The 25,254-nt window shown below is 42.6% G+C and carries 24 protein-coding genes and 1 other RNA gene; 19 read left to right on the top strand and 6 right to left on the bottom strand.

Going from position 1 to position 25,254, the window contains the following annotated elements; translation table 11 throughout:
• Positions 1 to 8 precede the first annotated feature (8 nt).
• The 8 genes from aceF to acnB all read left to right on the top strand — a co-directional run bounded on the left by aceF (position 9) and on the right by acnB (position 9,696).
• On the top strand, positions 9 to 1,874 hold the full coding sequence (aceF, locus tag AC4IFO_RS08885) for a pyruvate dehydrogenase complex dihydrolipoyllysine-residue acetyltransferase (protein ID WP_490733590.1): 1,866 nt from the start codon (positions 9 to 11) through the stop codon (positions 1,872 to 1,874).
• Positions 1,875 to 2,078: 204 nt separating this feature from the next.
• Entirely contained in the window at positions 2,079 to 3,506 is a 1,428-nt protein-coding gene (gene lpdA, locus AC4IFO_RS08880) for a dihydrolipoyl dehydrogenase (RefSeq protein WP_206082677.1), read from the top strand.
• A 270-nt stretch (positions 3,507 to 3,776) separates the two neighbouring features.
• A complete protein-coding gene (locus AC4IFO_RS08875) occupies positions 3,777 to 5,153 on the top strand; it encodes a hypothetical protein (RefSeq protein WP_490733589.1) in 1,377 nt (458 codons plus the stop codon).
• Positions 5,154 to 5,161: 8 nt separating this feature from the next.
• Complete coding sequence (locus AC4IFO_RS08870) at positions 5,162 to 5,527, top strand: DUF596 domain-containing protein (RefSeq protein ID WP_490733588.1); 366 nt, start codon at positions 5,162 to 5,164, stop codon at positions 5,525 to 5,527.
• A 24-nt stretch (positions 5,528 to 5,551) separates the two neighbouring features.
• The gene (locus AC4IFO_RS08865) at positions 5,552 to 5,683 is read left to right on the top strand and encodes a hypothetical protein (protein ID WP_490733586.1); all 132 of its coding nucleotides are present in this window, start codon (positions 5,552 to 5,554) and stop codon (positions 5,681 to 5,683) included.
• 34 nt (positions 5,684 to 5,717) lie between these two features.
• The gene (locus AC4IFO_RS08860; protein WP_490733584.1) at positions 5,718 to 6,080 is read left to right on the top strand and encodes a hypothetical protein; all 363 of its coding nucleotides are present in this window, start codon (positions 5,718 to 5,720) and stop codon (positions 6,078 to 6,080) included.
• 223 nt (positions 6,081 to 6,303) lie between these two features.
• Complete coding sequence (locus tag AC4IFO_RS08855; RefSeq protein ID WP_275076458.1) at positions 6,304 to 6,657, top strand: VOC family protein; 354 nt, start codon at positions 6,304 to 6,306, stop codon at positions 6,655 to 6,657.
• A gap of 441 nt (positions 6,658 to 7,098) precedes the next feature.
• A complete protein-coding gene (acnB, locus tag AC4IFO_RS08850) occupies positions 7,099 to 9,696 on the top strand; it encodes a bifunctional aconitate hydratase 2/2-methylisocitrate dehydratase (protein ID WP_490733581.1) in 2,598 nt (865 codons plus the stop codon).
• Between the two features lie 53 nt (positions 9,697 to 9,749).
• Here acnB and AC4IFO_RS08845 read toward each other — a convergent pair whose 3' ends face one another.
• Positions 9,750 to 10,127, bottom strand: a complete 378-nt coding sequence (locus AC4IFO_RS08845) for a VOC family protein (RefSeq protein WP_490733579.1) — start codon at positions 10,125 to 10,127, stop codon at positions 9,750 to 9,752.
• 180 nt (positions 10,128 to 10,307) lie between these two features.
• Between AC4IFO_RS08845 and AC4IFO_RS08840 the strand changes: the two genes are divergently transcribed.
• The 4 genes from AC4IFO_RS08840 (at position 10,308) to AC4IFO_RS08825 (ending at position 13,380) form a co-directional block, all read left to right on the top strand.
• Complete coding sequence (locus AC4IFO_RS08840; protein ID WP_273804531.1) at positions 10,308 to 10,673, top strand: YacL family protein; 366 nt, start codon at positions 10,308 to 10,310, stop codon at positions 10,671 to 10,673.
• A 142-nt stretch (positions 10,674 to 10,815) separates the two neighbouring features.
• Positions 10,816 to 11,682 carry a small-conductance mechanosensitive channel MscS gene (gene mscS / locus AC4IFO_RS08835; protein WP_490733577.1) on the top strand — a complete coding sequence of 289 codons (867 nt, stop codon included), beginning with the start codon at positions 10,816 to 10,818 and terminating at the stop codon, positions 11,680 to 11,682.
• 178 nt (positions 11,683 to 11,860) lie between these two features.
• Positions 11,861 to 12,493 carry an arginine exporter ArgO gene (gene argO / locus AC4IFO_RS08830; RefSeq protein WP_490733575.1) on the top strand — a complete coding sequence of 211 codons (633 nt, stop codon included), beginning with the start codon at positions 11,861 to 11,863 and terminating at the stop codon, positions 12,491 to 12,493.
• Between the two features lie 155 nt (positions 12,494 to 12,648).
• Positions 12,649 to 13,380 (top strand): oxidative stress defense protein, encoded by a 732-nt coding sequence (locus AC4IFO_RS08825; protein ID WP_490733573.1) that lies wholly within the window; start codon positions 12,649 to 12,651, stop codon positions 13,378 to 13,380.
• Here AC4IFO_RS08825 and AC4IFO_RS08820 read toward each other — a convergent pair.
• Entirely contained in the window at positions 13,377 to 14,291 is a 915-nt protein-coding gene (locus AC4IFO_RS08820; RefSeq protein ID WP_219246576.1) for a LysR family transcriptional regulator ArgP, read from the bottom strand. The genes AC4IFO_RS08825 and AC4IFO_RS08820 overlap by 4 nt on opposite strands.
• 193 nt (positions 14,292 to 14,484) lie before the next feature.
• Here AC4IFO_RS08820 and rpiA point away from each other — a divergent pair, with 193 nt between their 5' ends.
• Entirely contained in the window at positions 14,485 to 15,147 is a 663-nt protein-coding gene (gene rpiA, locus AC4IFO_RS08815; protein WP_219246578.1) for a ribose-5-phosphate isomerase RpiA, read from the top strand.
• A 484-nt stretch (positions 15,148 to 15,631) separates the two neighbouring features.
• Complete coding sequence (gene serA / locus AC4IFO_RS08810; protein WP_219246580.1) at positions 15,632 to 16,882, top strand: phosphoglycerate dehydrogenase; 1,251 nt, start codon at positions 15,632 to 15,634, stop codon at positions 16,880 to 16,882.
• 44 nt (positions 16,883 to 16,926) lie between these two features.
• Here the strand turns inward: serA and AC4IFO_RS08805 are convergent, their stop codons facing one another.
• The 3 genes from AC4IFO_RS08805 to zapA all read right to left on the bottom strand — a co-directional run bounded on the left by AC4IFO_RS08805 (position 16,927) and on the right by zapA (position 18,274).
• Positions 16,927 to 17,517, bottom strand: coding sequence for a 5-formyltetrahydrofolate cyclo-ligase (locus AC4IFO_RS08805; protein WP_490733570.1), 591 nt, complete (start codon positions 17,515 to 17,517; stop codon positions 16,927 to 16,929).
• Between the two features lie 134 nt (positions 17,518 to 17,651).
• Positions 17,652 to 17,833, bottom strand: a non-coding RNA gene (ssrS, locus tag AC4IFO_RS08800) — 6S RNA.
• 111 nt (positions 17,834 to 17,944) lie between these two features.
• Positions 17,945 to 18,274, bottom strand: coding sequence for a cell division protein ZapA (gene zapA / locus AC4IFO_RS08795; RefSeq protein ID WP_047756767.1), 330 nt, complete (start codon positions 18,272 to 18,274; stop codon positions 17,945 to 17,947).
• A 138-nt stretch (positions 18,275 to 18,412) separates the two neighbouring features.
• Here zapA and AC4IFO_RS08790 point away from each other — a divergent pair, with 138 nt between their 5' ends.
• The 4 genes from AC4IFO_RS08790 to ubiI all read left to right on the top strand — a co-directional run bounded on the left by AC4IFO_RS08790 (position 18,413) and on the right by ubiI (position 22,959).
• Positions 18,413 to 18,991: a YecA/YgfB family protein gene (locus AC4IFO_RS08790; protein ID WP_490733568.1), complete on the top strand. Its 579-nt coding sequence runs from the start codon at positions 18,413 to 18,415 to the stop codon at positions 18,989 to 18,991.
• A gap of 164 nt (positions 18,992 to 19,155) precedes the next feature.
• Positions 19,156 to 20,478, top strand: coding sequence for a Xaa-Pro aminopeptidase (gene pepP, locus AC4IFO_RS08785; RefSeq protein ID WP_490733566.1), 1,323 nt, complete (start codon positions 19,156 to 19,158; stop codon positions 20,476 to 20,478).
• A 48-nt stretch (positions 20,479 to 20,526) separates the two neighbouring features.
• A complete protein-coding gene (gene ubiH / locus AC4IFO_RS08780; protein WP_490733564.1) occupies positions 20,527 to 21,705 on the top strand; it encodes a 2-octaprenyl-6-methoxyphenyl hydroxylase in 1,179 nt (392 codons plus the stop codon).
• Positions 21,706 to 21,729: 24 nt separating this feature from the next.
• On the top strand, positions 21,730 to 22,959 hold the full coding sequence (gene ubiI, locus AC4IFO_RS08775; protein ID WP_490733562.1) for an FAD-dependent 2-octaprenylphenol hydroxylase: 1,230 nt from the start codon (positions 21,730 to 21,732) through the stop codon (positions 22,957 to 22,959).
• 80 nt (positions 22,960 to 23,039) lie between these two features.
• Here ubiI and AC4IFO_RS08770 read toward each other — a convergent pair whose 3' ends face one another.
• On the bottom strand, positions 23,040 to 23,615 hold the full coding sequence (locus tag AC4IFO_RS08770) for an NleF caspase inhibitor (protein ID WP_490733560.1): 576 nt from the start codon (positions 23,613 to 23,615) through the stop codon (positions 23,040 to 23,042).
• 501 nt (positions 23,616 to 24,116) lie between these two features.
• On the opposite strand from AC4IFO_RS08770, the gene gcvT reads away from it, so the two are divergent.
• A complete protein-coding gene (gene gcvT / locus AC4IFO_RS08765; protein ID WP_490733558.1) occupies positions 24,117 to 25,211 on the top strand; it encodes a glycine cleavage system aminomethyltransferase GcvT in 1,095 nt (364 codons plus the stop codon).
• The last annotated feature ends 43 nt before the right edge of the window (positions 25,212 to 25,254 follow it).

Below are 25,254 nucleotides of genomic sequence, written 5' to 3'. Positions count from 1 at the left end.
AAATATCAATGTCTATTGAAATCCAAGTGCCAGATATCGGTGCTGATGAAGTTGAAGTCACCGAAGTGATGGTTAAAGTTGGCGACAAAGTAGAAGCAGAGCAATCGCTCATTACCGTTGAAGGTGATAAAGCCTCTATGGAAGTCCCATCGCCACAAGCGGGTGTGGTAAAAGAAATTAAAATTGCGACTGGCGACAAAGTCAAAACTGGCTCGCTGATCATGGTTTTTGAAGCAGAAGCGGGCGCAGCTGCGCCTGCTCCAGCACAAGCGCCAGCTGCTCCTGCGGCAGCACCAAGCGCAGCAGCGTCAAAAGAGGTTGCTGTACCTGATATCGGTGGCGATGAAGTTGAAGTTACTGAAATCATGGTTAAAGTTGGCGATACCGTGACTGCGGAGCAATCTTTAATTACCGTTGAAGGCGATAAAGCTTCAATGGAAGTCCCTGCACCATTTGCAGGTACCGTTAAAGAAATCAAGATTGCGACAGGCGACAAAGTGAAAACTGGCTCGCTGATCATGGTCTTTGAAGTTGCAGGTGCAGCGCCAGCCGCAGCTCCAGTTGCACAAGCTGCAGCACCAGCGGCTCCAGCAGCCTCTGCAATTAAAGATGTTAACGTTCCAGATATCGGCGGTGATGAAGTTGAAGTTACCGAAGTGATGGTTAAAGTGGGTGACACCGTTTCTGCTGAGCAATCAATCATTACGGTTGAAGGCGACAAAGCATCAATGGAAGTTCCTGCACCATTTGCTGGAACCGTTAAAGAAATCAAGATTGCGGCAGGCGACAAAGTGAAAACTGGCTCGCTGATCATGACCTTTGAAGTCGCAGGTGCAGCACCAGCTGCGGCGCCAGTTGCTCAAGCAGCGGCACCAGCACCTGCAGCAGCGCCAGCTCCAGCAGCTTCTGCACCTGCGAAAGCAGCTGATAGCAAAAATGAATTTGTTGAGAACGATGCATACATTCATGCAACACCGGTTATTCGCCGCTTAGCGCGTGAGTTTGGTGTTAACTTGGCGAAAGTAAAAGGCACTGGTCGTAAAGGCCGTATCCTGCGTGAAGACGTTCAAGCTTACGTGAAAGATGCAGTCAAACGTGCTGAAGCTCCAGCTGCGGCAGGTGGCGGTTTACCAGGTATGCTGCCATGGCCGAAAATTGATTACAGCAAATTTGGTGAAGTTGAAGAAGTCGAACTGGGTCGTATCCAAAAAATCTCTGGTGCAAACCTGAGCCGTAACTGGGTGATGATCCCGCACGTTACGCTGATGGAAGAAGTGGATACCACTGAAGTTGAAGAATTCCGTAAGCAACAAAATAAAGAAGCAGAGAAGAAAAAACTGGACGTGAAAATCACGCCATTAGTTTTTGTCATGAAAGCGGTTGCTCGCGCTCTGGAAGAAATGCCGCGCTTTAACAGCTCGATTTCTGAAGATGCACAGCGTCTGTTCTTGAAAAAATATATCAATATCGGTATCGCGGTTGATACACCAAATGGCTTAGTTGTTCCTGTCTTTAAAGACGTTAACAAAAAAGGCATTTTAGAGTTATCTCGTGAACTGATGGAAGTTTCTAAGAAAGCGCGTGCAGGTAAACTGACTGCGGCTGATATGCAAGGCGGATGTTTCACCATCTCTAGCCTTGGTGGTATCGGTACAACCGGTTTTGCACCAATCGTGAACGCACCAGAAGTTGCTATTATGGGGCTGTCACGTTCTTCAATGAAACCTGTTTGGAACGGTAGCGAGTTTGTTCCTCGCCTGATCCTGCCTATGTCACTGTCCTTTGACCACCGTGTCATCGATGGGGCTGATGGAGCACGCTTCATCACCCTAGTAGGGCAATTAATGAGCGATATTCGCCGTTTAGTGATGTAAATAATAAGACCGGCTGATAGGCCGGTCTGTTTTATTTAGGCTGAGGCAGAATTTTTTGCTGCTGCTACGAAAGGTTGGGAGTTACATCACGAAATGAGCCTTTTCAGGGTGTTAACAATTCTGTAAACTGCTCTCGGTGTGTACTTTTCCAGTGGAAGATCGTTTATTCAGCAGTACCGCTGGACAAAACAAAAAGAGGTCATGATGAGTACTGAAATTAAAGCCCAAGTCGTTGTGCTTGGTGCAGGCCCTGCAGGCTATTCTGCGGCTTTCCGTTGCGCTGACTTAGGTTTAGAAACTGTTTTAGTAGAACGTTATTCAACCCTTGGTGGTGTTTGTTTAAACGTTGGCTGTATCCCTTCAAAAGCTTTGTTGCATGTTGCAAAAGTGATCGAAGAAGCGAAAGCATTAGCAGAGCACGGTATCGTATTTGGTGAGCCAAAAACGGATATCTCTAAAGTTCGCTTATGGAAAGAAAAAGTCATTAATCAGCTGACAGGTGGTCTGGCTGGTATGGCGAAAGGCCGTAAAGTTACCGTCGTTAACGGTCTGGGTAAATTTACAGGTGCAAATACACTGGTTGTTGAAGGCGAAAACGGTAGCACGACTATCAATTTCGATAACGCAATCATTGCAGCGGGTTCACGTCCAATTCAATTACCATTCATTCCTCATGAAGACCCACGTATTTGGGATTCAACCGATGCGTTAGAACTGAAAGAAGTTCCAGAGCGTCTTCTGGTTATGGGGGGTGGTATCATCGGTTTAGAAATGGGAACTGTGTACCATGCACTGGGTTCTCAAATCGATGTGGTTGAAATGTTTGACCAAGTCATCCCTGCGGCTGACAAAGATGTGGTTAAAGTATTCACCAAACAAATCAGCAAAAAATTCAACCTGCTGTTAGAAACGAAAGTAACTGCAGTTGAAGCGAAAGAAGACGGTATCTATGTGTCTATGGAAGGTAAAAAAGCTTCCGCAGAACCACAACGTTATGATGCTGTATTAGTGGCCATCGGCCGTGTTCCTAACGGTAAAAACTTAGATGCAGGCAAAGCTGGCGTTGAAGTTGACGATCGCGGCTTTATCCACGTGGATAAACAAATGCGCACTAACGTTCCGCACATCTTTGCTATCGGTGATATCGTTGGTCAACCAATGTTGGCTCACAAAGGTGTTCATGAAGGTCACGTTGCCGCAGAGGTTATCTCTGGTCTGAAACACTACTTTGACCCGAAAGTTATCCCATCTATCGCTTATACTGAGCCAGAAGTTGCTTGGGTTGGTTTAACTGAGAAAGAAGCGAAAGAGCAAAACATCAGCTACGAAGTGGCAACTTTCCCATGGGCTGCATCAGGTCGTGCAATTGCATCTGACTGCTCAGAAGGTATGACTAAGCTGATTTTCGACAAGCAATCTAACCGTGTTATCGGTGGTGCGGTTGTCGGTGTGAACGGTGGCGAATTACTGGGCGAAATCGGTCTAGCAATTGAAATGGGCTGTGATGCAGAAGATTTAGCATTAACTATCCATGCTCACCCAACACTGTACGAATCAATTGGTATGGCTGCTGAGATCTACGAAGGTAGCATCACTGACTTACCAAATGCAAAAGCGAAAAAGAAAAAGTAATTTTCTAATTCGCAGTGGTAAATGGTCTCTCTAGTCGGCTATTTATCACTAACGCATATAAAGAAGCCAATGTGGAAACACATTGGCTTTTTTGTATCTGTCTAAAAATAAAAAACAATATTTTATTTAATTCACTAATGCTTATTTTAAATATAATTATTTAATTCTGAAATTTCATATTATTAGAATGATATCGCTTAGTTGACTATAAAAAATTAAAATCTTATTTTCCTTATTGAGTTATTTAATCGCTAATAAGGATATTAGATTATGGAAAATATGAGTCATATAGATTCAATGACAGTAATAGGAAGTCACTCCCCACCCAGTAGCTTTAGTCATTATTTTCAAAATGAAATGAATCATGTTTCTGATGATCAATATGAGGACATAAATAAAAATACATGGGTTACTGATTATTATGATAGGTTAAAAGAAGCGGATTATTATGATAGCTTCCATAAAGAGCCTCCTCAAAAGGAGTTTTATGATTATCAGGATCAGGTACAGTCACCACCAGAGTTACCCGTTTTAAAATATGAACCGCCAAAATCACCACAAGAAATTATCGAAGATAAAATTGTTATATTAAGGGGGGAACTGAGTAATATTGAAAAATCTTATGAGTGGAAGTTTTTGAATAACCCAGAGCAATACCCTTGTACTTATCAATGGAAGTTCTATTCATCAGAGTTAAATATCACTGCAACATTAAAATTAAATACGAAGCAAGATAGAGATAGAATTTTATCTAATAATTTTTCAGGTAAAATACCGGGTATACCCCGAGTTGATTTTTTTAATGTAGAGCCATTTTATAAGGCAGTTAATCAGCGCGTCGAAATAGAAGCAAGAAATCATTTATTGGCTTTTAAAGCGCGGCATCAAAATACGTTGAATGAAATTCAGTCTAATATACATGAATTAAATAAACTGAGAATAGCTCGAAGTAGTGTATTGGCTATCCCCACGCCAAGTGTTCCTACATTACCTTATCGTGCAGGTTCAAACTCGCAAGTAACACAAACGGCAAATAGTGGCCTTGCGAAAGGTATAGAAAATACATTAGGCAATATTCGCGATGGTCTAGCGGAAACGTTTGATTGCTCTTTTGGCATGAGCTGCTCAAATGATTTAGATAAAGCAGCAAAAAATCCAAATGTTGGGAAGGAGTTATCTAATTCAGAAAAAGTGGAATTAGGTGGCAGTACTTCTGGCACACCGGATGGTTGGGAGCCTGGGGATGAGGAACATGCTCGTCATAATGAACAACAACAAAAGAATTTTGAGGAATTAACGCGGGTTTATGATAAAGACTCACCTTCTCAGACTATAACTATTGACGGTCAAACAATTAAACAAGGTGTAGGAGGAAATCGTTATTCAACGAGGATTTATGATAGTCAAAATTTAACAGACAAACAGATATATAATTATGCTGAACAATTAGCTGCTCAACCCTTAACTAAGGTAAAAGATGGTATTTATACTGCCAAACTAACTGATGGTACAATGATAACACTTAGGAGCGTATCTAGTTCGGCAGAACAAACAGGAGCTCGCTGGACAGTCCAAATAAGAAACAATCCAACCTTACGCCAAGTAGAGAACGGCCTTGGAAAAAATGCAGAGATCAAGTTTAGGTAACAAATAAGATGATATCAAATATTGAATATAAAACTATTGCTGAATACGCTGAAACCCAAGCCCTTGATGGGTTATGGGCATATATCACGCCAGATATGCTTCCTTCACTCCATGCCCTGTATGATAATTTCCCTTTTCAGGAAAGGAAACAAATATTCTTTTGGTTCTTAGACAAGCTATTAAGTGATGGAAAGTTAAAATTAGCTAAGAACGGTAAATTTTTAAGTGGTTCAATAGATGAACAATTACAGTGCTTCTATACAGCATTTCCAGAAACAGAAGAGCAATTAATTGATCAGTTTTGGTTTTTTGATAAAGAATGCCCTGGCGGAGCCGTTTGGATACTTAAAGATGGGACTGTAGAATGGACGTAGAACCATCGAGGGCAGATTCTATCTATGGAATACTTAATTCCTGAACAGCTTCAAGTTAGTATTGATGAATTAATACAGAAAACCGTCACCGTAATTTCACAAAGTGAAAGCTTTGGGCGTCTAGTTGATAAAGAAATTAAAGTCGTTAAAGATTAGCTTTTAGACTGCAATTTAACAGGTTGTATCTAGTATGGAAAAAACGTTACATTTTGATGAAATTATTGGTGATGCAAAAGGGCTATGGTTATCAGGGTTGTTTGGTTCTATAGTGGGTTGGAATCCAAATAAATCTTTTTATGAACATAGATGTATATTTTTTTCTATGATAAAAGAGCTATTAGATGAGCAAGTAATTAAATTTTGTTCTCCAGATGACCCTTTAGGCAACGTTATTCCATATTGGGATATTAATAGCCAAGAAATTGTTAATCATCTTGAACAACACTGGCCTGAAAATGCTAAAGCAGAAGATGATGATGCGCTGAACTTCTATTTTTATGAAATGCCAGCGATTTTATGGAAAAATGAATATGGAAAGTATGTGGGATCTTAAATTTTCCGTCTAACGTTTTATCAGAAGGTTTTTGTCTAATACGAATTTGCACGTGCTTTCTATTAAATTAAGGTGGTCGTTTAAACGGTCATCTAACTCTCTCACTTATCATGATGTACCTAAATCATTCACACTTATCAAGCTAACAGCGTACTTGATCTGATTTGATAACTTCTTATGATACAGGCCATCGTTTATCATCTAGTTAAATAACTAAACCATCATGCAACTAAAACCAACTGCGATTTTAATTCACGTACCTGATGTTCAAGCAGGGCTGGCTTGGTATCAACAGGCATTTCCTCAAGCTATTGCTGAATATTTACCTGAGTTTGACTTTACCTTATTGCATGTGGGGGACTTTACGATAGAAGTGGTGCAAGCGGATGAAAAAGTCAGTGAAGGTAAAAAAGGAACTGTGCTGTATTGGCAAGTAGACAATTTTGCTTTGGCGTTTGAGCACTTTACTCAGTTAGGGGCTAAGTTGTATCGTGGACCGATGTTAATAGATGGTAACAAGCAAATGTGTCAGTTCGTTGATCCCTTCGGAAACCTGCTTGGAATAAAAGGCCAATAAAATCAATTAAATCCTTTAAGTTGATTAAAACCAATCGCAATGATTTACCTTATCAATTAGTAATGTAAATAAAATTGCGATAATAAATATAATTTGTGATACCTGAAGGAAAAAGCCACAAAAGAGGGTGCTTTACTCAGCAAAATGCATTATAAAAAGTATGGTTTTTTCAGCTTTTTATGATGATTTATAGTCTCTTAAGCTAAAAAATAACCCGTAATTAAGTGTTAAGGCATGAAGTTAGTAGATAAATGTTACTTTCTTGTGAATGAATTAACATTACGTTTAAATTCTGCTATGCTGAGAGCCCGAAGCTGGACATAATTTTACCGCCATTGAGATTATGCGAGCAAATTCCTCTGACCTGGCACCGGATGATAATTTTGTCAATAAGGTGCAGACAGCCGGGTATATAAATAACAAAGAAGCGAGGAGAACGTCGTGCTAGAAGAATACCGTAAGCACGTAGCCGAGCGTGCCGCTCAAGGGATTGTCCCTAAGCCATTAGATGCGTCACAAGTAGCTGCACTGGTAGAGTTACTGAAAAACCCACCCAAAGGTGAAGAAGATTTCTTGTTAGACCTGCTGACCAACCGCGTCCCCCCTGGTGTTGACGAAGCAGCGTACGTAAAAGCTGGATTTTTAGCCGCTATCGCAAAAGGCGAAACATCCTCCCCTCTGATCTCCCCTGAAAAAGCGATTGAACTGCTTGGTACTATGCAGGGTGGATATAATATCCATGCACTGATTGAAGCGCTGGATGATGCTAAATTAGCTCCTATCGCGGCAAAAGCCCTTTCCCACACCTTATTAATGTTCGATAACTTCTACGATGTAGAAGAAAAAGCGAAAGCTGGGAATGCACACGCGAAACAAGTTATTGAATCATGGGCAGATGCAGAGTGGTTTAAACAACGCCCTGCATTAGCCGAAAAAATGACTGTCACGGTATTTAAAGTGACAGGCGAAACCAATACCGATGACTTATCACCTGCACCAGATGCATGGTCACGCCCAGATATTCCTCTGCACGCGTTAGCGATGCTGAAAAATGCCCGTGAAGGTATTGAGCCAGATGATGCGGGTAACGTTGGACCAATCAAACAAATCGAAGCACTGAACAAAAAAGGCTTCCCACTGGCGTATGTCGGTGATGTTGTGGGTACAGGTTCTTCACGTAAATCTGCAACCAACTCCGTACTGTGGTTTATGGGCGATGATATCCCATTCGTCCCGAACAAACGCGGCGGTGGTGTGGTATTAGGTGGCAAAATTGCGCCAATCTTCTTTAATACAATGGAAGATGCCGGTGCGCTACCAATTGAAGTGGATGTCTCTAAACTGAATATGGGTGATGTCATTGATATTTATCCATTTAAAGGTGAAGTTCGCAACCACGAAACTAATGAATTACTCGAAACGTTTGAATTAAAAACAGACGTGCTGATTGACGAAGTGCGTGCAGGTGGTCGTATTCCACTGATCATCGGTCGTGGTTTAACCAGCAAAGCGCGTGAGTCATTAGGTCTAGAAGTAACTGACGTCTTCCGTCATGCGAAATCTGTTGCACAAAGCAATCGTGGTTTCTCATTAGCACAGAAAATGGTTGGTCGCGCTTGTGGTCGCCCAGGTATTCGCCCAGGTGAATACTGTGAGCCAAAAATGACCTCTGTCGGTTCGCAAGATACGACAGGCCCAATGACACGTGATGAGTTAAAAGACTTAGCGTGTTTAGGCTTCTCTGCGGATTTAGTGATGCAGTCATTCTGCCACACTGCGGCATATCCAAAACCGGTTGACGTAACAACTCACCACACATTACCTGATTTCATCATGAACCGTGGTGGTGTTTCTCTGCGTCCGGGGGATGGTATTATCCACTCGTGGTTAAACCGTATGTTGTTACCAGATACTGTTGGTACAGGTGGTGACTCTCATACTCGTTTCCCAATCGGTATTTCGTTCCCTGCGGGTTCTGGTCTGGTGGCGTTTGCTGCGGCAACAGGGGTTATGCCACTGGATATGCCAGAATCTGTATTGGTGCGCTTTAAAGGTGAAATGCAACCGGGTATCACGTTACGTGACCTTGTACATGCTATCCCATTATATGCGATTAAAGACGGCCTTCTGACGGTTGAGAAAAAAGGGAAGAAAAACATTTTCTCTGGCCGTATTTTAGAAATTGAAGGTCTGCCAGAACTGAAAGTTGAACAAGCGTTTGAATTAGCGGATGCCTCTGCTGAGCGTTCAGCCGCAGGTTGTACGATCAAACTGGATAAAGCGCCAATCACAGAATACCTGCAATCTAACATCGTCCTGTTAAAATGGATGATCGCAGAAGGTTATGGCGACCGTCGTACTATCGAACGTCGTATTAAAGGCATGGAAAGTTGGTTAGCAGATCCACAACTGCTTGAAGGTGATGCAGATGCGGAATACGCAGCTGTAATTGAAATCGACTTAAATGATATCAAAGAGCCAATTCTGTGTGCACCAAATGACCCAGATGATGCACGTTTACTTTCTGATGTTCAAAACGAGAAAATCGATGAAGTGTTTATCGGTTCTTGTATGACTAACATCGGTCACTTCCGTGCCGCAGGTAAGTTATTAGACTCGCATAAAGGCCAATTACCAACACGTTTATGGGTTGCTCCGCCAACGAAGATGGATGCAGCGCAATTAACGGAAGAAGGTTATTACAGCGTATTTGGTAAGAGTGGGGCGCGTATTGAAGTCCCAGGCTGTTCACTGTGTATGGGTAACCAAGCACGTGTGGCAGATGGCGCTACCGTCGTTTCGACCTCAACGCGTAACTTCCCGAACCGTTTAGGTACTGGAGCGAATGTGTACCTTGCATCCGCTGAGTTAGCGGCTGTTGCATCACTGTTAGGTCGTTTACCAACCCCAGCAGAATACCTGCAATATATGGACAAAGTGGATGAAACCGCGGCAGATACTTACCGCTATCTGAACTTTGACCAGTTATCACAATATACTGAAAAAGCTGACGGTGTGATTTTCCAAACCGCAGTCTAATTCATTATTTTGGTAATTATAAGGCCTCTACAAACAGAGGCCTTTTTTATGCTTTAAAGATATTCAGAAATCTCAATCAGATTTAAATCCACATCACGCAAATAGATAGATAGAATTGGCCCCATTGCCCCTGTTCGTTTCACGGGCCCTTCAATAATTTCTACCCCTTGCTGTTGAATATGAGCCTGAACTTCAGCGAGAGAGATATCGCTGATAAAACATAAATCTAACGCACCGGGTACAGGCAAGTGTGCTTTGGGTTCAAACTCTTTACCATATTGATGGATATTGATTTTTTGCTGGCCAAATTGCAGGGCATAACGCTGCTCGCCAAAGGTCATGACCTGCATTTTTAAAACGCGTTGGTAAAAGTCAAGGCAGGCGTCTAATTGCGTTGTCGTGAGAACAATATGGTCTAATCGATTGATCATTGAGACTCCTATTTCGTACATTCACATTATTTGCATTAATTTTAAGCGAGTTTTATCGCGGATGCGTTGAAATTCATGCCATTATTGAAATATCTCAGAATAGGCGTTAATACCTCTCAACAAATCGAATTATCTCGCGTTATACTGAGCATAATGACGCAAAGAGTAGAGGTATTGCATATGGACTACCAATTTTTCCAAGATATTACCGGAGTTATCTCCGCAAAATTCTCGATGGATCATGAGGCGATTGGATATTGGCTAAATGAAGAGGTTAAAAACGACCTTAGTCTGCTCGATACTATCGAAGAAAACTACGAAAAGTTAAAAGGCAGTGAAAATCAGTGGGAGCTGATTGGGCACGAATATACGCTACTGCTTGATGATGAAGAAGTGATGATTAAAGCTAACCAGTTATCGTTTGAAACTGAAGGCCTCGAAGAGGGGATGAGTTACTATGATAATGAAAGTGTTGCTTTTTGTGGTATTGATGACTTCCTATTAATGTTAAAAGACTATCGTGTTTTTGTTATCGAAAACCGATAAATGCATTTTTTTTAGTGATAAGTTTTGTATTTTAACAAATTATCGCTATTATTTGCAGTGTAAAACTAGCGATTTAACGTTCTAGTTAAAATGAGCTAGCAGAAATTTATTTTTTGATAACAAAAGCGAAAGGAACACACATATGAATACTGATGATGTTACAGGTGCGTTGAATGATGCAACGAATTGGTTTGTCGCAAACCAAGATCTGTTAGTCCAGTATGTGGTGAATATTGTTTCTGCCATTGTCATCCTGATTGTCGGTATGATGATTGCGAAATGGGTTGGCCGCGGTTTACACCGTGTAATGACCATGAAAGGTATTGACACAACCGTCAGTGACTTTTTATCGGCGATTGCGCGCTATACCATTGTTGCATTTACCTTAATTGCCGTTTTAGGCAAGATTGGTGTTCAAACGGCTTCTGTTATTGCGGTGATGGGGGCGGCAGGTTTAGCGGTTGGTTTAGCATTACAAAATTCACTGGGTAACTTTGCCGCAGGTGTATTGCTGGTGGTATTTAGACCACTTAAAGCAGGGGAATATGTGACAATCGGTGCTGTTGAAGGTACCGTACAAAACGTGCAAATTTTCTCAACGACGCTAAGAACTGGGGATGACCGCATTATTGTGATCCCAAATGGTAAAATCATTGCAGACAACATTATTAACGTCTCGCGTGAGCCAAACCGCCGCCGTGATATTATCGTTGGTGTTGCTTACGATTCTGACATTGATGTTGTGAAGAAAGTGTTAGGTGACATTGTTGCTGCTGACCCGCGCATTCAACATGATAAAGGTGTGACCATCCGCCTTAATGAAATGGGCCCGTCGACTTTAAACTATTTGGTACGTTACTGGACAACCAATGGCGATACTTGGGCGGTGTATTGGGATCTTATGGAAAACTTCAAACGTGCATTAGACAAGCACAATATTGGTATCCCATTCCCACAAATGGATGTGCATCTGCACCAACAAGGTTCAGAAACCCATAAAATTCAATAAATGAATTTTTAATTAGATTCAATAAAATAGCGCTATTTATGGCGCTATTTTTGTCTCTGTATTTCCCTTCCATTATATAAGTCTAACTTATGACCTATTAGAGTTAATCATTTCCACTAATAATTTTTTCTCGCTACTATTTGCGCATACGAATTGAATAATTATTAGGGTTTTTTGCATGTTTACAACGTATGTTCAGGGCGCACTTCTTGGTGCAGCGATGATTTTACCACTAGGGCCACAAAATGCCTTTGTTTTACAGCAAGGCAGCCGTAAACAGTTTCATATGATGAGTGCATTTCTATGCGCTTTAAGTGATACCGTGTTAATTATTGGTGGGGTATTTGGCGGCAGTGCGCTATTAAGCCAATCTGAAATATTGATGCAGTTAATTACATGGGCCGGGGTTATTTTTCTGGCATGGTATGGTTATGGCGCATTTCGCACCGCGCTCAGCCCAGATGATGCCGTCTTACAAGCTGAAAATAAAGTCATTACCCGCTGGAAAGTGATTGTTACGCTATTTGCCGTCACATGGTTAAACCCGCATGTGTATTTAGACACTTTTGTCGTACTTGGTAGTGTGGGAGGGCAATTAGAAAGCCAGTTACGGCCTTGGTTTACGGCGGGGGCGCTGACAGCATCATTTGTTTGGTTCTTTGCTTTAGCGATTTTAGCCGCATGGTTTTCGCCTGTGCTGAATAAGCCACGCTCACAGCGAATTATCAACGTTTTTGTGGGTAGTGTGATGTGGTTTATTGCACTTCAATTGGCAATACAAGGGCTTAAAGGATTAGGGGTAATCTCTTAACAACAACATAACCTCAACAGAATGATAAATACTGTGAATTTCTTATTATTCTGATCTGCACTTTTTTTATGATGTGTTACTGTTAATTTGTACTCGGGATAGTTTATGGTGAACTATCCCTTTTTTAGCGACAAATTATTGTATTGGGAGGTTCTGTGAAATTAAAATCTTTAGTTCTCGCTGCCATGGTGGCAGGTACGGCGGTTCCTACCCTGTCTCTGGCCGATGCGTTACCGAATGGCCCGCACATTACCACATCTGGTAATTCTGTTGTGAAAGCAACGCCTGATATGGCGACGTTGAACATTGTTGTTGAAGTGACTGCAAAAGACGCCGCTGCGGCAAAAGCTGCTGTAGACAAGCGCGTTGCCGAGTATTTCGAATTCTTAAAGAAAAATGGAATCGAAAAACAGGACATTAACGCGGCCAATGTGCGTACGCAGCCAAAATATGATTACAGCAGTGTAAAACAAAAATCGACGATTGAAGGTTATACTGCAACCCGTTCCGTTGAAGTGAAAGTGACTAAACTGGACCAACTGAATACCCTGTTAGACGGTGCGTTAGCGGCAGGTTTAAATGATATTAACTCAGTGCAATTTGGTGTGTTAAAACCTGAGCAATATCGTGATGCAGCCCGCGCGCAAGCCATCAAAAATGCAACAGAGCAAGCAACTGAAGTTGCAAAAGGGTTTAATGCGCAGTTAGGTCCAGTGTATAGCATCAGTTATAATGCGCCTGCGGCAGTGCCTTACCCAATAGCGGCGAGAGCCTATGGTGGGAAAATGAAAGCCGCTGTTCAAGATCTCAACATTGATGAGACCTATGAACAGCAAAGCATTGATTTTAATGACCAAGTTGATGTGGTGTTTGAGCTAAAACGTTAACTTTCAGCTGCAATTTCATCTTCTTGTTTTAACATCTGGCGCCCGGTTTTTAAGAGGGCGTCAGTCACTCTCTTCATCGTGCGGCTTTCAGGCGCAAAGCGATGCCAGTACAGCATACGGCGTTGGCACAACCCCGGCGTTAAGTCGACTAACTCACCATTTTTTAATTCATCAGCAATCTGCAAATGTGGGATCATGCAGCAGGTAGAACCCTGCTTAGCCAATTGCACAAAGGCTTCGGACGAATTAACAATATGGCAAGGAACACTGCCCGGCGATAAGCCAAAGTTTTGCTGAACAAACGCTTGGTGCATATCATCCAAGTGGTCAAATGCCACTGCGGGGGCCTTTAATAGGGATGAGCGAGTGACACCATCTGGGAAATATTTGGCGGCGAAATCAGGAGAAGCAACAAAGATATAGTCCAACGCGCCGAGTTTATCGACTAAACAGCCGGGTAACGCTTGTGGCTGGATACTGATTGCACCTACCACTTCACCCCGTCTTAAACGTTCTTGAGTACGGGTTTCGTCTTCCACTTGGATATTCAACCGAATAGGGCTATTACCTAAAACAGGGTTGAGCGCAGGGAGGAACCACGTTGCTAAACTGTCGGCGTTGACGGCAAGGGAAAGTAACAGAGGCGTTGAACCCGTATTTTCATCCCCAAGCCATTGTTCTTCCAACAATTCAACTTGATGAAGCAGCGCTAACAGCTTTTGCCCTTGTTCAGTCGGATGCGGCGGAACGGTTCGCACAAGTAACGGTTGCCCAAACAGGTTTTCTAGCTGTTTTATCCGTTGTGAAACAGCGGATTGCGTGATGCAAAGCTTTTGAGCTGCACGCTCAAAGCCGCGTTCGCGGATAACGGCATCCAGTGCTTGTAATGCGCGATAGTCGGGGCGCTTCATCAAAAAGTCTCCTTGTTGTTATTCTGCTAAGCACTATGCCATATTTTTATTGATAACACCTGCAATTATTGCGGGCACTCGACAAATCACAAGAAGTAACGCACAAATGCAGCGAACAACACTGCAACTTATTGCGGGCTCGGTATATACTAATTCTTAATTACGTCTCAATTAAATAGCAAAAGGCATGAGCATGACGCAGGATGAATTAAAAAAAGCGGTGGGTTGGGCAGCACTGGAATACGTAAAACCCGGCACAATTGTTGGTGTCGGTACAGGGTCTACTGCATCACACTTTATTGATGCATTGGCAACAATGAAAGGGCAAATTGAAGGTGCTGTTTCTAGCTCCGAAGCGTCTACGCAAAAACTTAAATCGTTGGGTATCCCTGTTTTTGATTGTAATGAAGTGGACTCATTAGATGTTTACGTTGATGGTGCGGATGAAGTCGACCATCATATGAACATGATCAAGGGCGGCGGTGCTGCGTTAACACGTGAAAAAATCGTTTCTGCGATTGCAAAAACCTTTGTGTGCATCGTTGACCAATCAAAACTGGTTGATGTGTTAGGCAAGTTCCCTCTGCCTGTTGAAGTTATCCCAATGGCGCGTAGCTATGTGGCGCGTGAATTGGTCAAACTGGGTGGTACACCGGAATATCGTCAAAATGTGGTTACTGATAATGGCAACGTGATTTTAGATGTTCACAATTTAAGTATTGTTGACCCTGTTGCATTAGAAAACACCATCAATGGTATCGCGGGCGTTGTGACTGTTGGTTTATTTGCTAATCGTGGTGCTGATGTTGTCCTGATGGGCACAACGGATGCCGGGGTTAAAACGATCAAACTATAATCGCAATTATTTGCGATAAATTAATTTGGTTAATCTACAGGCCAGCAAACTATTTAGTTGCTGGCTTTTTTGTGCAGTAAAAAAAAGGCGTTAACGTATTTGGTTAGTGGGTAGATTGAAAAATAATTGACCAGTTTTATAAATATCATTAATTTGAAATTTATTTCATTATTTTTATTATCCCGCGATTTTGGTGATATATCTCACACTAATATGCATTGTGCAGGAAAAATCCTTATTTTGTGTTACTGCTCCTGATTTTCTACCATTTAACTTCTTTTTCCTCGCGCTTTTTAGTACGCCTTAAGCAAACGGTTGTATTGATACTGCGCTGAATTTTGCTATGTTGGTATACTCTTTTCAGATTTCAAGGTAGATGAATGTGCTGGTATGGATATGCCTTGAATTATGTTGAGCAAAACCATGAGTCAAACAAGCAAATTCATCTGTCACAAATTTAAAACGTTCACGATAGGGTAGGGAAATGGTCAAGGTATCTTTGCATAAAGACAAAATAAAATTTTTACTGCTAGAAGGTGTTCACCAAAGCGCGGTTGATAACTTAAAAGCAGCGGGTTATACCAATATTGAATACCATAAAAGCGCATTGTCTGATGAAGAATTAAAAGAAGCGATCAAAGATGCGCGCTTTGTCGGTATCCGTTCCCGCACTCATTTATCTGAAGAGATTTTCGCTGCCGCTGAAAAGTTAGTGGCGGTTGGTTGCTTCTGTATCGGAACCAACCAAGTGGATTTAGACGCCGCGGCAAAACGTGGTATCCCTGTCTTTAATGCACCATTCTCAAACACCCGTTCCGTTGCTGAGATGGTATTAGGCCAGCTATTACTGTTGTTACGTCGTATTCCTGAAGCGAATATGCAAGCGCACCGTGGTATTTGGGAAAAACAAGCAAAAGGCTGTTTTGAAGCACGTGGTAAACGCCTTGGTATTGTTGGATACGGCCATATCGGTACTCAGCTGGGGATCTTAGCTGAAGGCATTGGTATGAATGTTTTCTTCTATGATATTGAAAATAAACTGCCTTTAGGAAATGCAACCCAAGTACGTTCTTTGACTGAGTTACTCAATATGAGTGATGTCGTCAGCTTGCATGTACCAGAAACGGCCAGCACGAAAAACATGTTTGCTAAAGAACAGTTTGACCGCATGAAACCAGGTTCAATCTTTATCAATGCGTCACGTGGTACCGTGGTGGACATTCCTGCATTGGCAGCAGCGCTGGAAAGCAAGCATTTATCCGGTGCAGCGGTTGACGTATTCCCAAGTGAGCCCGCGGCAAATAACGACCCGAATGACCCGTTTATTTCTGAGCTGATTAAATTCGACAATGTGATTTTAACGCCTCACATTGGTGGCTCTACAGAAGAAGCACAAGAAAACATTGGCTTAGAAGTTGCGAGTAAACTGGCAAAATATTCTGATAACGGTTCAACGCTTTCTGCGGTCAACTTCCCAGAAGTTTCTCTGCCTGTACACACTGAAGACACTAACCGTTTCTTGCATATCCACGAAAACCGTCCGGGTATTTTGAATAGCATTAACCAAGTGTTTACTGACAACAACATTAACGTTGTGGGTCAGTATTTACGGACGTCAGGTAATGTGGGTTACGTCGTTATCGATGTACTGATGCAAACACCAAATCAAACGGATGAAGCACTACAGAAACTGAAAGACCTGCCGGGCACTATTCGTGCACGTCTGTTGTTCTAAGTTCCCATAACCCGTTTTTTCTCATGATATGGCGCAGGTATTGATTACCAGCGCCATATTTTTTTCGGGGTAATAATTTCAGGCAGCGGAATATCCCAATACGCAACTGGTAACTGTTCAACCTGTTGGCAATCATGAGCTAGTCCGATGGGGTAAAAACCACTTTGTTGCCAGTTCGCTAGCGTTCTATCGTAAAACCCACCCCCCATTCCTAAGCGCTGCCCTTGGTTATCAAAGGCCACTAACGGAATTAACATCACATCAAGTTGTTCAGGGGGGAGAACATCGCGCATATCTAAGGGGGGCTCTGCAATATTAAAGCGGTTTTTGATTAACTGCGTGTCTGGGCGATAGTGCAGAAATAATAGATGATGAGCACTAAAAGGGTGTAAAACAGGTAGATAAACCTGTTTGTGTTGTTGCCATAAAGCATCGATAAGTGGCTGGGTATTAATTTCACCATCAAACGATAAAAACAGTGCGATATTTTTTGCTTGTGCAATTTTAGGGTGCTGCAACGCATTGAGTTTAGCTTGTTCAGCCGCTATTTTTTGCTGCTCAGGGGTTAACTGACGTCGAGCTTGGCGTATGGCTTGGCGGATTTGTTGGCGCTGCGTAGAAAGTGTGTCTTGCATATAAATAACCTACAGTGGACGGCGATAGGAAATAGCAATATTCAAAATAGTATATCGCAAGGCCAGAAATAGTGTAGGTTAATAAATTGAGTTTGAGGGATTAAGCGATTGAAAGTACAACAAGAAAAAAATTGAGGGTCTCCAAGATGCCGTTGTAGGCTGTAACCCTTGAACCCTTGGTTCAAGGTGAACGCAGTTTAGCAACCTTTAGGCTTCCTGAACGAATCAGGCATGCTCACCAGCGCAATAACCGCATTCTTTTTAGTTGAAATATCGGCTCAGGGGACTCGCCCACTCACGCGCATCTCAGAGAAATTTGGTTTGAGAACTTTTCGTTACTCAGTGACTTCATTGTACGAAACTAGATTTAAAATGCAACCCTAATTTTGTATATTTTTTTCTACTAGTGTCTGATTAATAAGCAGATTTACTCTAAGGGCAATACTTGCCTCTCAGTGATCTTCACCTGGTCGTGCAACGCTTGTTCAATGGTATGTTGCAACATTTTTATCTTCTCTTCCATATTATAAGCATAATCACGCGTTTTTGTCTTTTCTTGTGCTAATTCGTGACAGACGTTCAATGCTACGATAAAAATAAGCTGTTCCATATTGGTAACGCCGCTTTTATCTTTCAGATTTTGCAAGCGTTGTTCTAATTCTTTAGCCGACTCAAGAAGGGCCTCTTTTTGTTCTGATGGGCAATTAACGCGCATTGAACGCCCAAAAATCTGAATGTCGACAGGTTGTGCGGACATGAAACCTCCATACTGAATAATACTCGCCATAAATACATCATATTTGGCGCAATTAATAGATAAGACAAAAGCATACTGGTTAGCGACTACCCTTGATGGTAGCATATCACGAATCATAAGCTAACATGACGAATTCAGATGTCTATACAAAAATCTTTACCAAACTATGAATCACTGGACAAACTGCTGCAACAGCACTCAATAGCACTTACCGCTGCGGAAATCCATGGTTTAATAACGGGGTTAATCTGTGGCGGAAGTCGTGACCATGTCTGGCAAACACTTGTCCATGACCTTGCAAACGATGGCCTTGCATTCCCACAAACGGTCGCTCAACCTCTACGCGAGCTGTTCGATACTACATTTGAAGCACTTGATGACAGTGAATTTGCATTTACCATGCTATTCCCTGATGAAGATGCGTCGATATTTGACCACGCAGATGCATTAGCGGGCTGGGTTAATCACTTTTTATTAGGTGTGGGTGTCGCACAACCGAAACTAGCTGATAAAAAAGAAATCAGCGAAGTCATTACGGATCTGCGTAATATCGGGATGCTTGGTTACGATGAAGATGAAGACCAAGAAGAACTCGAACAAGCGCTGGAAGAAGTGGTTGAGTATGTGAGAGTGGCTGTGCAGTTATGTTATATCGCGTTAGTTGAGCCGAAAAAAGGCCCAACAGCAGCTGAGAATAACAAGCCGATCCTTCACTAATCCCGACTTGTTTGTCACTAAAAACACGCCACTTTGTTTTATCGAAAGGTAGAACGAAGCGGCTTTAGGTCGATTTTAATCAGTGTTAAGTCATTATCGTCGCGCATATTGGCAGCAGTAATATGTTAGTAACCTAATAATTCAGATAATAAGGCAAAAACGGTATGAATAAACAGGAATTTGTTGCTCGTCGCAATGCATTATTGGCAAAAATGGACGTGGGGAGTGCCGCAATTATTTTTTCTGCGCCGCCTGCGCAGCGTAATGCCGATTGTGAATACCCGTATCGTCAACACAGTGATTTTCTGTATTTGACAGGGTTTAGTGAGCCAGAAGCAGTATTAGTACTGATTAAAAGCGATGAAAAACATAGCCATACCGTTCTTTTTAACCGCGTTCGTGATTTAACGGCAGAAATTTGGTTTGGTCGCCGCCTAGGTCAAGAAGCAGCCCCTCAAAAACTGGGTATCGATAAAGCATTACCTTTCGGTGAAATTGAAGAGCAACTTTACCAATTACTGAATGGATTGGATGTGGTTTACCATGCACAGGGTGAATTTGCTTACGCAGATAAGCTGGTGTTTGATGCGCTGGAAACCTTGCGTAAAGGTAGCCGCCGTAATTTACATGCGCCGCAAACGGTTATCGATTGGCGCCCAATTGTTCATGAAATGCGCTTGTTTAAATCTGAAGCCGAACTGAACACAATGCGTGAGGCGGGGCGTATTTCTGCCTTGGCACATATTCGCGCAATGGAAACTTGCCGCCCAAATATGTATGAATATCAACTCTGTGGTGAGTTAGAACATGAATTTACTCGCCATGGAGCGCGCTTCCCATCTTATAATTCGATTGTTGGTAGCGGCGAAAATGCCTGCATTTTGCATTACACCGAAAATGAATGCCAAATGAAAGATGGTGAGTTAGTACTGATTGACGCCGGTGCCGAGTTTGACGGCTATGCAGGGGATATTACTCGTACTTTCCCCGTTAATGGCAAGTTTAGTCAGGCACAACGTGAAATTTATGACATTGTTCTCAAAGCATTAGATACTGCATTAACGTTGTATCGCCCAGGTACCAGCATCCATGAAGTCACGCGTGAAATTGTGCGGATTAAAACCGAAGGGTTGGTTGCACTCGGAATTTTACATGGCGATGTCGATCAATTGATCGAAAACAAAGCATATCAAGCCTTCTTTATGCATGGTTTAAGTCATTGGTTAGGGTTAGATGTGCACGATGTGGGGTTCTATGGTACAGACCGTGACCGTACATTAGAAGTGGGCATGGTGCTGACTATTGAACCTGGTTTATATATTGCGCCAGATGCTGACGTGCCGCCGCAATACCGTGGTATCGGTATTCGTATTGAAGATGATATTGTGATCACTGAAAACGGGAATGAAAACTTAACGGACTTAGTGGTCAAAGACCCTGATGAAATTGAAGCCCTAATGGCAGCTGCAAAACAGCGTTTGGGGTAGGGGTTACTAACAGTAAAAGGTTAATCATAAAAAGGTAAGAAACAACCCATGAATGTGATCATCGTGGGTGGAGGAATGGCTGGCGCGACATTGGCACTGGCGATTTCTTCACTTAGCCAAGGAAAATTATCGGTTTCATTAATCGAGGCCTCTTTGCCAGAAGGTAAACACCCCGGATTCGACGCGCGTGCTATCGCATTAGCCCATGGTACGTGCCAATATTTAGCGAAAATAGGGGTATGGCCTGCGTTTGCTGATTGCGTAACGCCGATTACTCACGTTCATGTGTCTGACCGCGGGCATGCGGGTTTTGTGAATATCAACGCAAAAGACTATCATATTCCAGCACTTGGCAATGTGATTGAGCTGCATGAAGCCGGTGCTCGCCTCTTTTCATTATTACGAAAAGCACCAGGGGTAACGCTACATTGCCCCGCAAAAGTTGAACGTATCCACCGCGAACAAGATTCTGTCACCGTAACATTAGATACAGGTGAAACGGTGAGCGGGGCGCTAATCATTGCCGCCGATGGTAGCCGTTCTTTAGTGGGTCAAGCCTGCAATATGCAGTGGCAGCAGGATGATTATGGCCAAGTGGCGATTATTGCCAATGTGAAAACGGCCATTGACCCGCAAGGCCAAGCTTTCGAACGTTTTACCGAGTTTGGTCCACTGGCGTTATTGCCTATGTCAGAAGGCCGTAGTTCGCTAGTATGGTGCCATCACCAAGAGCATGCGGATGCGATTAAAGCATGGGATGATGCAACCTTTATCAACAAGTTACAAACCGCATTTGGTTGGCGCTTAGGGAAAATAGACATGGCGGGCAAACGCCATTGTTACCCGCTGGCGCTGCGCAAAGCACTGAATCCGGTGAGCCATCGAGTCGTTTTAGTCGGAAATGCCGCTCAGACGTTACATCCCATTGCGGGGCAAGGGTTTAACCTTGGTATCCGTGATGTGATGCAACTGGCGCAAATTCTGGTTAAGGCTCATGAAAATCAGCAAGATATTGGCAGTTATTCCCTATTAAGCCAGTATCAACAAGCGCGTGCAATTGACCGAGAAAAAACCGTGACCATGACAGACGGTTTGGTTCGCGTATTTGCAAATCGCTGTATCCCATTAATTGTGGGGCGAAATTTAGGTTTAATGGCAATGGAGATGTTGCCGCCTGTCCGCGATGTTTTGGCTCGCCAAACATTGGGTTGGGTTGTTCACCAATAACCACGAAATAAAGAGGAAAAAAGTATGCAATCGTTTGATGTGGTTATCGCTGGTGGTGGCATGGTGGGGCTTGCCCTTGCATGTGGCCTTGAAGGAAGCGGCCTGCGCGTTGCTGTGGTGGAAAATCACCCACCGAAAAAGACATTTTCTGCGTCGGAGCCTTATGCATTACGGGTATCCGCGATTAATGCGGCAAGTGAAAAACTGTTAACTCATTTAGGCGTTTGGTCAGCGATTAAGAGCATGAGAGCCGCTGCCTATAATGGTATGGAAGTGTGGGATAACAACAGTTTTGGTCGTATCACATTTTCAGCGCAAGAGCGCAACCTGACCCATTTAGGCCATATTGTTGAAAATAATGTGATTCGCGATGCATTGTGGCAAAAAGCGTCAGAGCTGCGTGATGTGACATTATTGGCACCTGCCACCATCAAGAAGGTGGTGTGGGGTGAGAATGATGTGTTTATCACGTTAGATGATGAAAGTATGCTGACCGCAAGGCTAATTGTTGGCGCTGATGGCGCAAATTCGTGGTTACGCAGCCATGCCGATATCCCTCTGACATTTTGGGATTACGAACATACCGCGCTGGTGGCAACCATTCGCACAGAAAAGCCGCACGAGGGTGTTGCGCGTCAATCTTTTGATGGCGAAGGCATTCTAGCCTTTTTACCATTAGCTGATCCGCATCTTTGCTCTATTGTTTGGTCGCAACCAGCAACAGAAGCCGCAAGGCGCCAAGCACTCGATAAAGCTGATTTTGATAAAGAACTTGCCGTTGCATTCGATGTTCAGCTTGGTTTGTGCCAAGTCGAAAGTGACCGCATGACCATTCCACTCACAGGGCGTTATGCACGGCAGTTTGCGGCGCAGCGATTAGCCTTATTGGGCGATGCTGCCCATACCATCCACCCATTGGCTGGGCAAGGTGTTAACCTTGGGTTTATGGATGTGGCGATGTTAATCGGTGAAATTAAACGCTTGCACCGTGAAGGTAAGGACTTTGGTCAGTATTTTTATTTGCGTGATTATGAGCGTAGCCGTAAACACAGTGCTGCATTGATGTTGGCGGGGATGCAAGGTTTTCGTGAGTTGTTCGATGGCAATAACCCTGCGAAAAAACTTTTGCGCGATATCGGTTTAGTATTGGCAGATAGCCTACCGGGTGTAAAACCCCAACTATTGAACCACGCGATGGGGCTGTTTGATATGCCTAAGTGGCTGGAACAGTTACAGGTTGAAGTGACTGAATAGTTGGTATTTATTTTAATCTGAGAAGAAGGGTTGAAAGTGAAACCCTTCTTTTTTTGTTATATAAGCTCTATTTTTTGTCGTTAACCGAACTGGGTAGAACCACGGTTATAGGTTAAGTCAGGCAGGACGGTTGATTGACCTTTGATTAAGTTTTCAAGTGCCTTCCAGTCACCGTATACCTGGCCACTATGATGTGGTGCCGCTATTCTTCTAATTGAGAAATCAAGGTCATTGGGTAATGACGTTAATTCGTTATCGCATTGGAAATAGTGAACTAATGCTCTAATGTATTTATCACGATCGGAATCAGTATACCCCTCTGCCATGCGACCATATACCAAATCTGTGTCTTCATTTTCTACCGTAAAATAATTGTTTCTCATCTCTTGAATACCATCAGCTAACTTCTTTGCTGCTGTTTTTATTTCATTGGTTAATTTTTTTGCGTCAGCTATTGAATCAGTTCCTTTGAGTTTGTTAATCAATGTAGACATCGGTTTTCCTTCCGCTTCTGTAGGAAAATGGTTTGCACTTAGCTCCGTTACAAAAGAGTGTTGATGGCTTTCCATGTGCTTTTGTGGAATGAGGTTTTGTGTGCTGTATTCACTGGTCGGTGTTAAAGGAATACTGCTTTTTGTTGAACTTACCTGAAACATATTAATTCATCCTTTGTGTAATATATTGCATTTTTCTTTTTGCCAGTTAATTATGCTGAATTTTGTGTCAAAAAATTTCATATTTCGATAGGAATTGTTTTTTAGCTCTCTGTTTTTCATTTCTCTTATGCCTGAAAAAAACTAATTACATCAATTTTTCGCATTAGTTTTTCTCATCTAATGAGCTTTTGATTAATTTAATCATCCGCGTGTTTAGGGGTTAGTTTGGTGGTATTTTGAGCTAAATAAGCAGTGAAAGGCTGTTTTTGAGTGATCATTCTCAATTATTTAACAAAATTCACTGGTAAAAGTAGGGGGTAATCAGTAATACAGTGGGTAGGTCGCCCTATTTTTTTTATAGGATCAGAAGACAAATAGTGGTAGTTTTTTTACAGAAGTTATCGTTTGCGTCAGGTTAAAAATGCCCATTTAATAATTGCCAATTGGTATTTTTAACCCGTAAACATTCCAAAATATCTTAATCGAACAAAGAGGGTATTCATGGTAAAGCAGACAACACTGTATGACGAGCATATTGCTTGTGGTGCAAAGATGGTGGATTTTCATGGTTGGATGATGCCATTGCATTATGGTTCGCAAATTAATGAACATAATATTGTTCGAACGGATGCAGGGATGTTTGATGTTTCCCACATGACCATTGTCGATTTGCATGGCAGTGGCTGCCGTGACTTCCTACGTTACCTCTTAGCAAATGATATCAATAAACTCACTGAGCAAGGCAAAGCACTGTATACCGGTATGTTGAATGCATCTGGTGGCGTGATTGATGACTTGATTGTGTATTACTTTGCTGATGATTTTTACCGTCTTGTGGTTAACTCCGCGACACGGGAAAAAGACCTCGAATGGATTGAGCAACATGCCTCAGGTTATACGGTTGATATCCAAGTGCGTGATGATTTAGCCCTTCTTGCTGTTCAAGGCCCTAAAGCGCCAGAAAAAGTCCATTCATTATTGACTCCAGAACAAAATCAAGCCATTGCCGGCATGAAGCCATTTTATGGGGTTCAAACGGGCGATTTGTTTATCGCCACAACAGGGTACACTGGCGAAAAAGGCTATGAAATTGCAATGCCAAAAGAGCAGGTAATTGATTTTTGGCATAAATTATTGAAAGCTGGCGTCCATCCTGCTGGGCTAGGTGCCCGTGATACATTACGTTTAGAAGCGGGGATGAACCTATATGGCCAAGATATGGATGAAAGTGTTTCTCCCCTTGCAGCCAATATGGGTTGGACTATTGCATGGAAACCTGAAGACCGCCAGTTTATCGGCCGTGAAGCCCTCGAAAAGTTACGTGAACAAGGAACTGAAAAACTTGTCGGTATTGTGATGCGTGATAAGGGTATACTGCGAGCAGGGCAAGTGGTTCGCTTTACGGATGATCTGGGTGAATTGAAAGAAGGCGTTATTACCAGTGGTTCTTTCTCACCCACTTTAGGTTTCAGTATTGCGTTAGCACGTGTCCCGAACGGAATTCAAGACAAAGCGATTGTTGAAATTCGACAGCGAGAAATGCCAGTTGAAGTGGTTAAACCGGGCTTTGTCCGCGAAGGTAACTGCTTAGTGTAATTTGGGCTAACCCAATGAATAAATTTAAAATGAGAGGCTAATG

The sequence above is a fragment of the Providencia sp. UF-224 genome, assembly GCF_058245955.1.
This window is presented reverse-complemented; position numbering and strand designations above follow the sequence as displayed.

Excerpts from the sequence above, each read along its gene's own strand:
- aceF (WP_490733590.1), top strand. The coding sequence starts at position 9 with ATGTCTATTGAAATCCAAGTGCCAGATATCGGTGCTGATGAAGTTGAA.
- lpdA (WP_206082677.1), top strand. The coding sequence starts at position 2,079 with ATGAGTACTGAAATTAAAGCCCAAGTCGTTGTGCTTGGTGCAGGCCCT.
- AC4IFO_RS08875 (WP_490733589.1), top strand. The coding sequence starts at position 3,777 with ATGGAAAATATGAGTCATATAGATTCAATGACAGTAATAGGAAGTCAC.
- AC4IFO_RS08870 (WP_490733588.1), top strand. The coding sequence starts at position 5,162 with ATGATATCAAATATTGAATATAAAACTATTGCTGAATACGCTGAAACC.
- AC4IFO_RS08865 (WP_490733586.1), top strand. The coding sequence starts at position 5,552 with ATGGAATACTTAATTCCTGAACAGCTTCAAGTTAGTATTGATGAATTA.
- AC4IFO_RS08860 (WP_490733584.1), top strand. The coding sequence starts at position 5,718 with ATGGAAAAAACGTTACATTTTGATGAAATTATTGGTGATGCAAAAGGG.
- AC4IFO_RS08855 (WP_275076458.1), top strand. The coding sequence starts at position 6,304 with ATGCAACTAAAACCAACTGCGATTTTAATTCACGTACCTGATGTTCAA.
- AC4IFO_RS08845 (WP_490733579.1), bottom strand. The coding sequence starts at position 10,127 with ATGATCAATCGATTAGACCATATTGTTCTCACGACAACGCAATTAGAC.
- AC4IFO_RS08840 (WP_273804531.1), top strand. The coding sequence starts at position 10,308 with ATGGACTACCAATTTTTCCAAGATATTACCGGAGTTATCTCCGCAAAA.
- mscS (WP_490733577.1), top strand. The coding sequence starts at position 10,816 with ATGAATACTGATGATGTTACAGGTGCGTTGAATGATGCAACGAATTGG.
- argO (WP_490733575.1), top strand. The coding sequence starts at position 11,861 with ATGTTTACAACGTATGTTCAGGGCGCACTTCTTGGTGCAGCGATGATT.
- AC4IFO_RS08820 (WP_219246576.1), bottom strand. The coding sequence starts at position 14,291 with ATGAAGCGCCCCGACTATCGCGCATTACAAGCACTGGATGCCGTTATC.
- rpiA (WP_219246578.1), top strand. The coding sequence starts at position 14,485 with ATGACGCAGGATGAATTAAAAAAAGCGGTGGGTTGGGCAGCACTGGAA.
- serA (WP_219246580.1), top strand. The coding sequence starts at position 15,632 with ATGGTCAAGGTATCTTTGCATAAAGACAAAATAAAATTTTTACTGCTA.
- AC4IFO_RS08805 (WP_490733570.1), bottom strand. The coding sequence starts at position 17,517 with ATGCAAGACACACTTTCTACGCAGCGCCAACAAATCCGCCAAGCCATA.
- zapA (WP_047756767.1), bottom strand. The coding sequence starts at position 18,274 with ATGTCCGCACAACCTGTCGACATTCAGATTTTTGGGCGTTCAATGCGC.
- AC4IFO_RS08790 (WP_490733568.1), top strand. The coding sequence starts at position 18,413 with ATGTCTATACAAAAATCTTTACCAAACTATGAATCACTGGACAAACTG.
- pepP (WP_490733566.1), top strand. The coding sequence starts at position 19,156 with ATGAATAAACAGGAATTTGTTGCTCGTCGCAATGCATTATTGGCAAAA.
- ubiH (WP_490733564.1), top strand. The coding sequence starts at position 20,527 with ATGAATGTGATCATCGTGGGTGGAGGAATGGCTGGCGCGACATTGGCA.
- ubiI (WP_490733562.1), top strand. The coding sequence starts at position 21,730 with ATGCAATCGTTTGATGTGGTTATCGCTGGTGGTGGCATGGTGGGGCTT.
- AC4IFO_RS08770 (WP_490733560.1), bottom strand. The coding sequence starts at position 23,615 with ATGTTTCAGGTAAGTTCAACAAAAAGCAGTATTCCTTTAACACCGACC.
- gcvT (WP_490733558.1), top strand. The coding sequence starts at position 24,117 with ATGGTAAAGCAGACAACACTGTATGACGAGCATATTGCTTGTGGTGCA.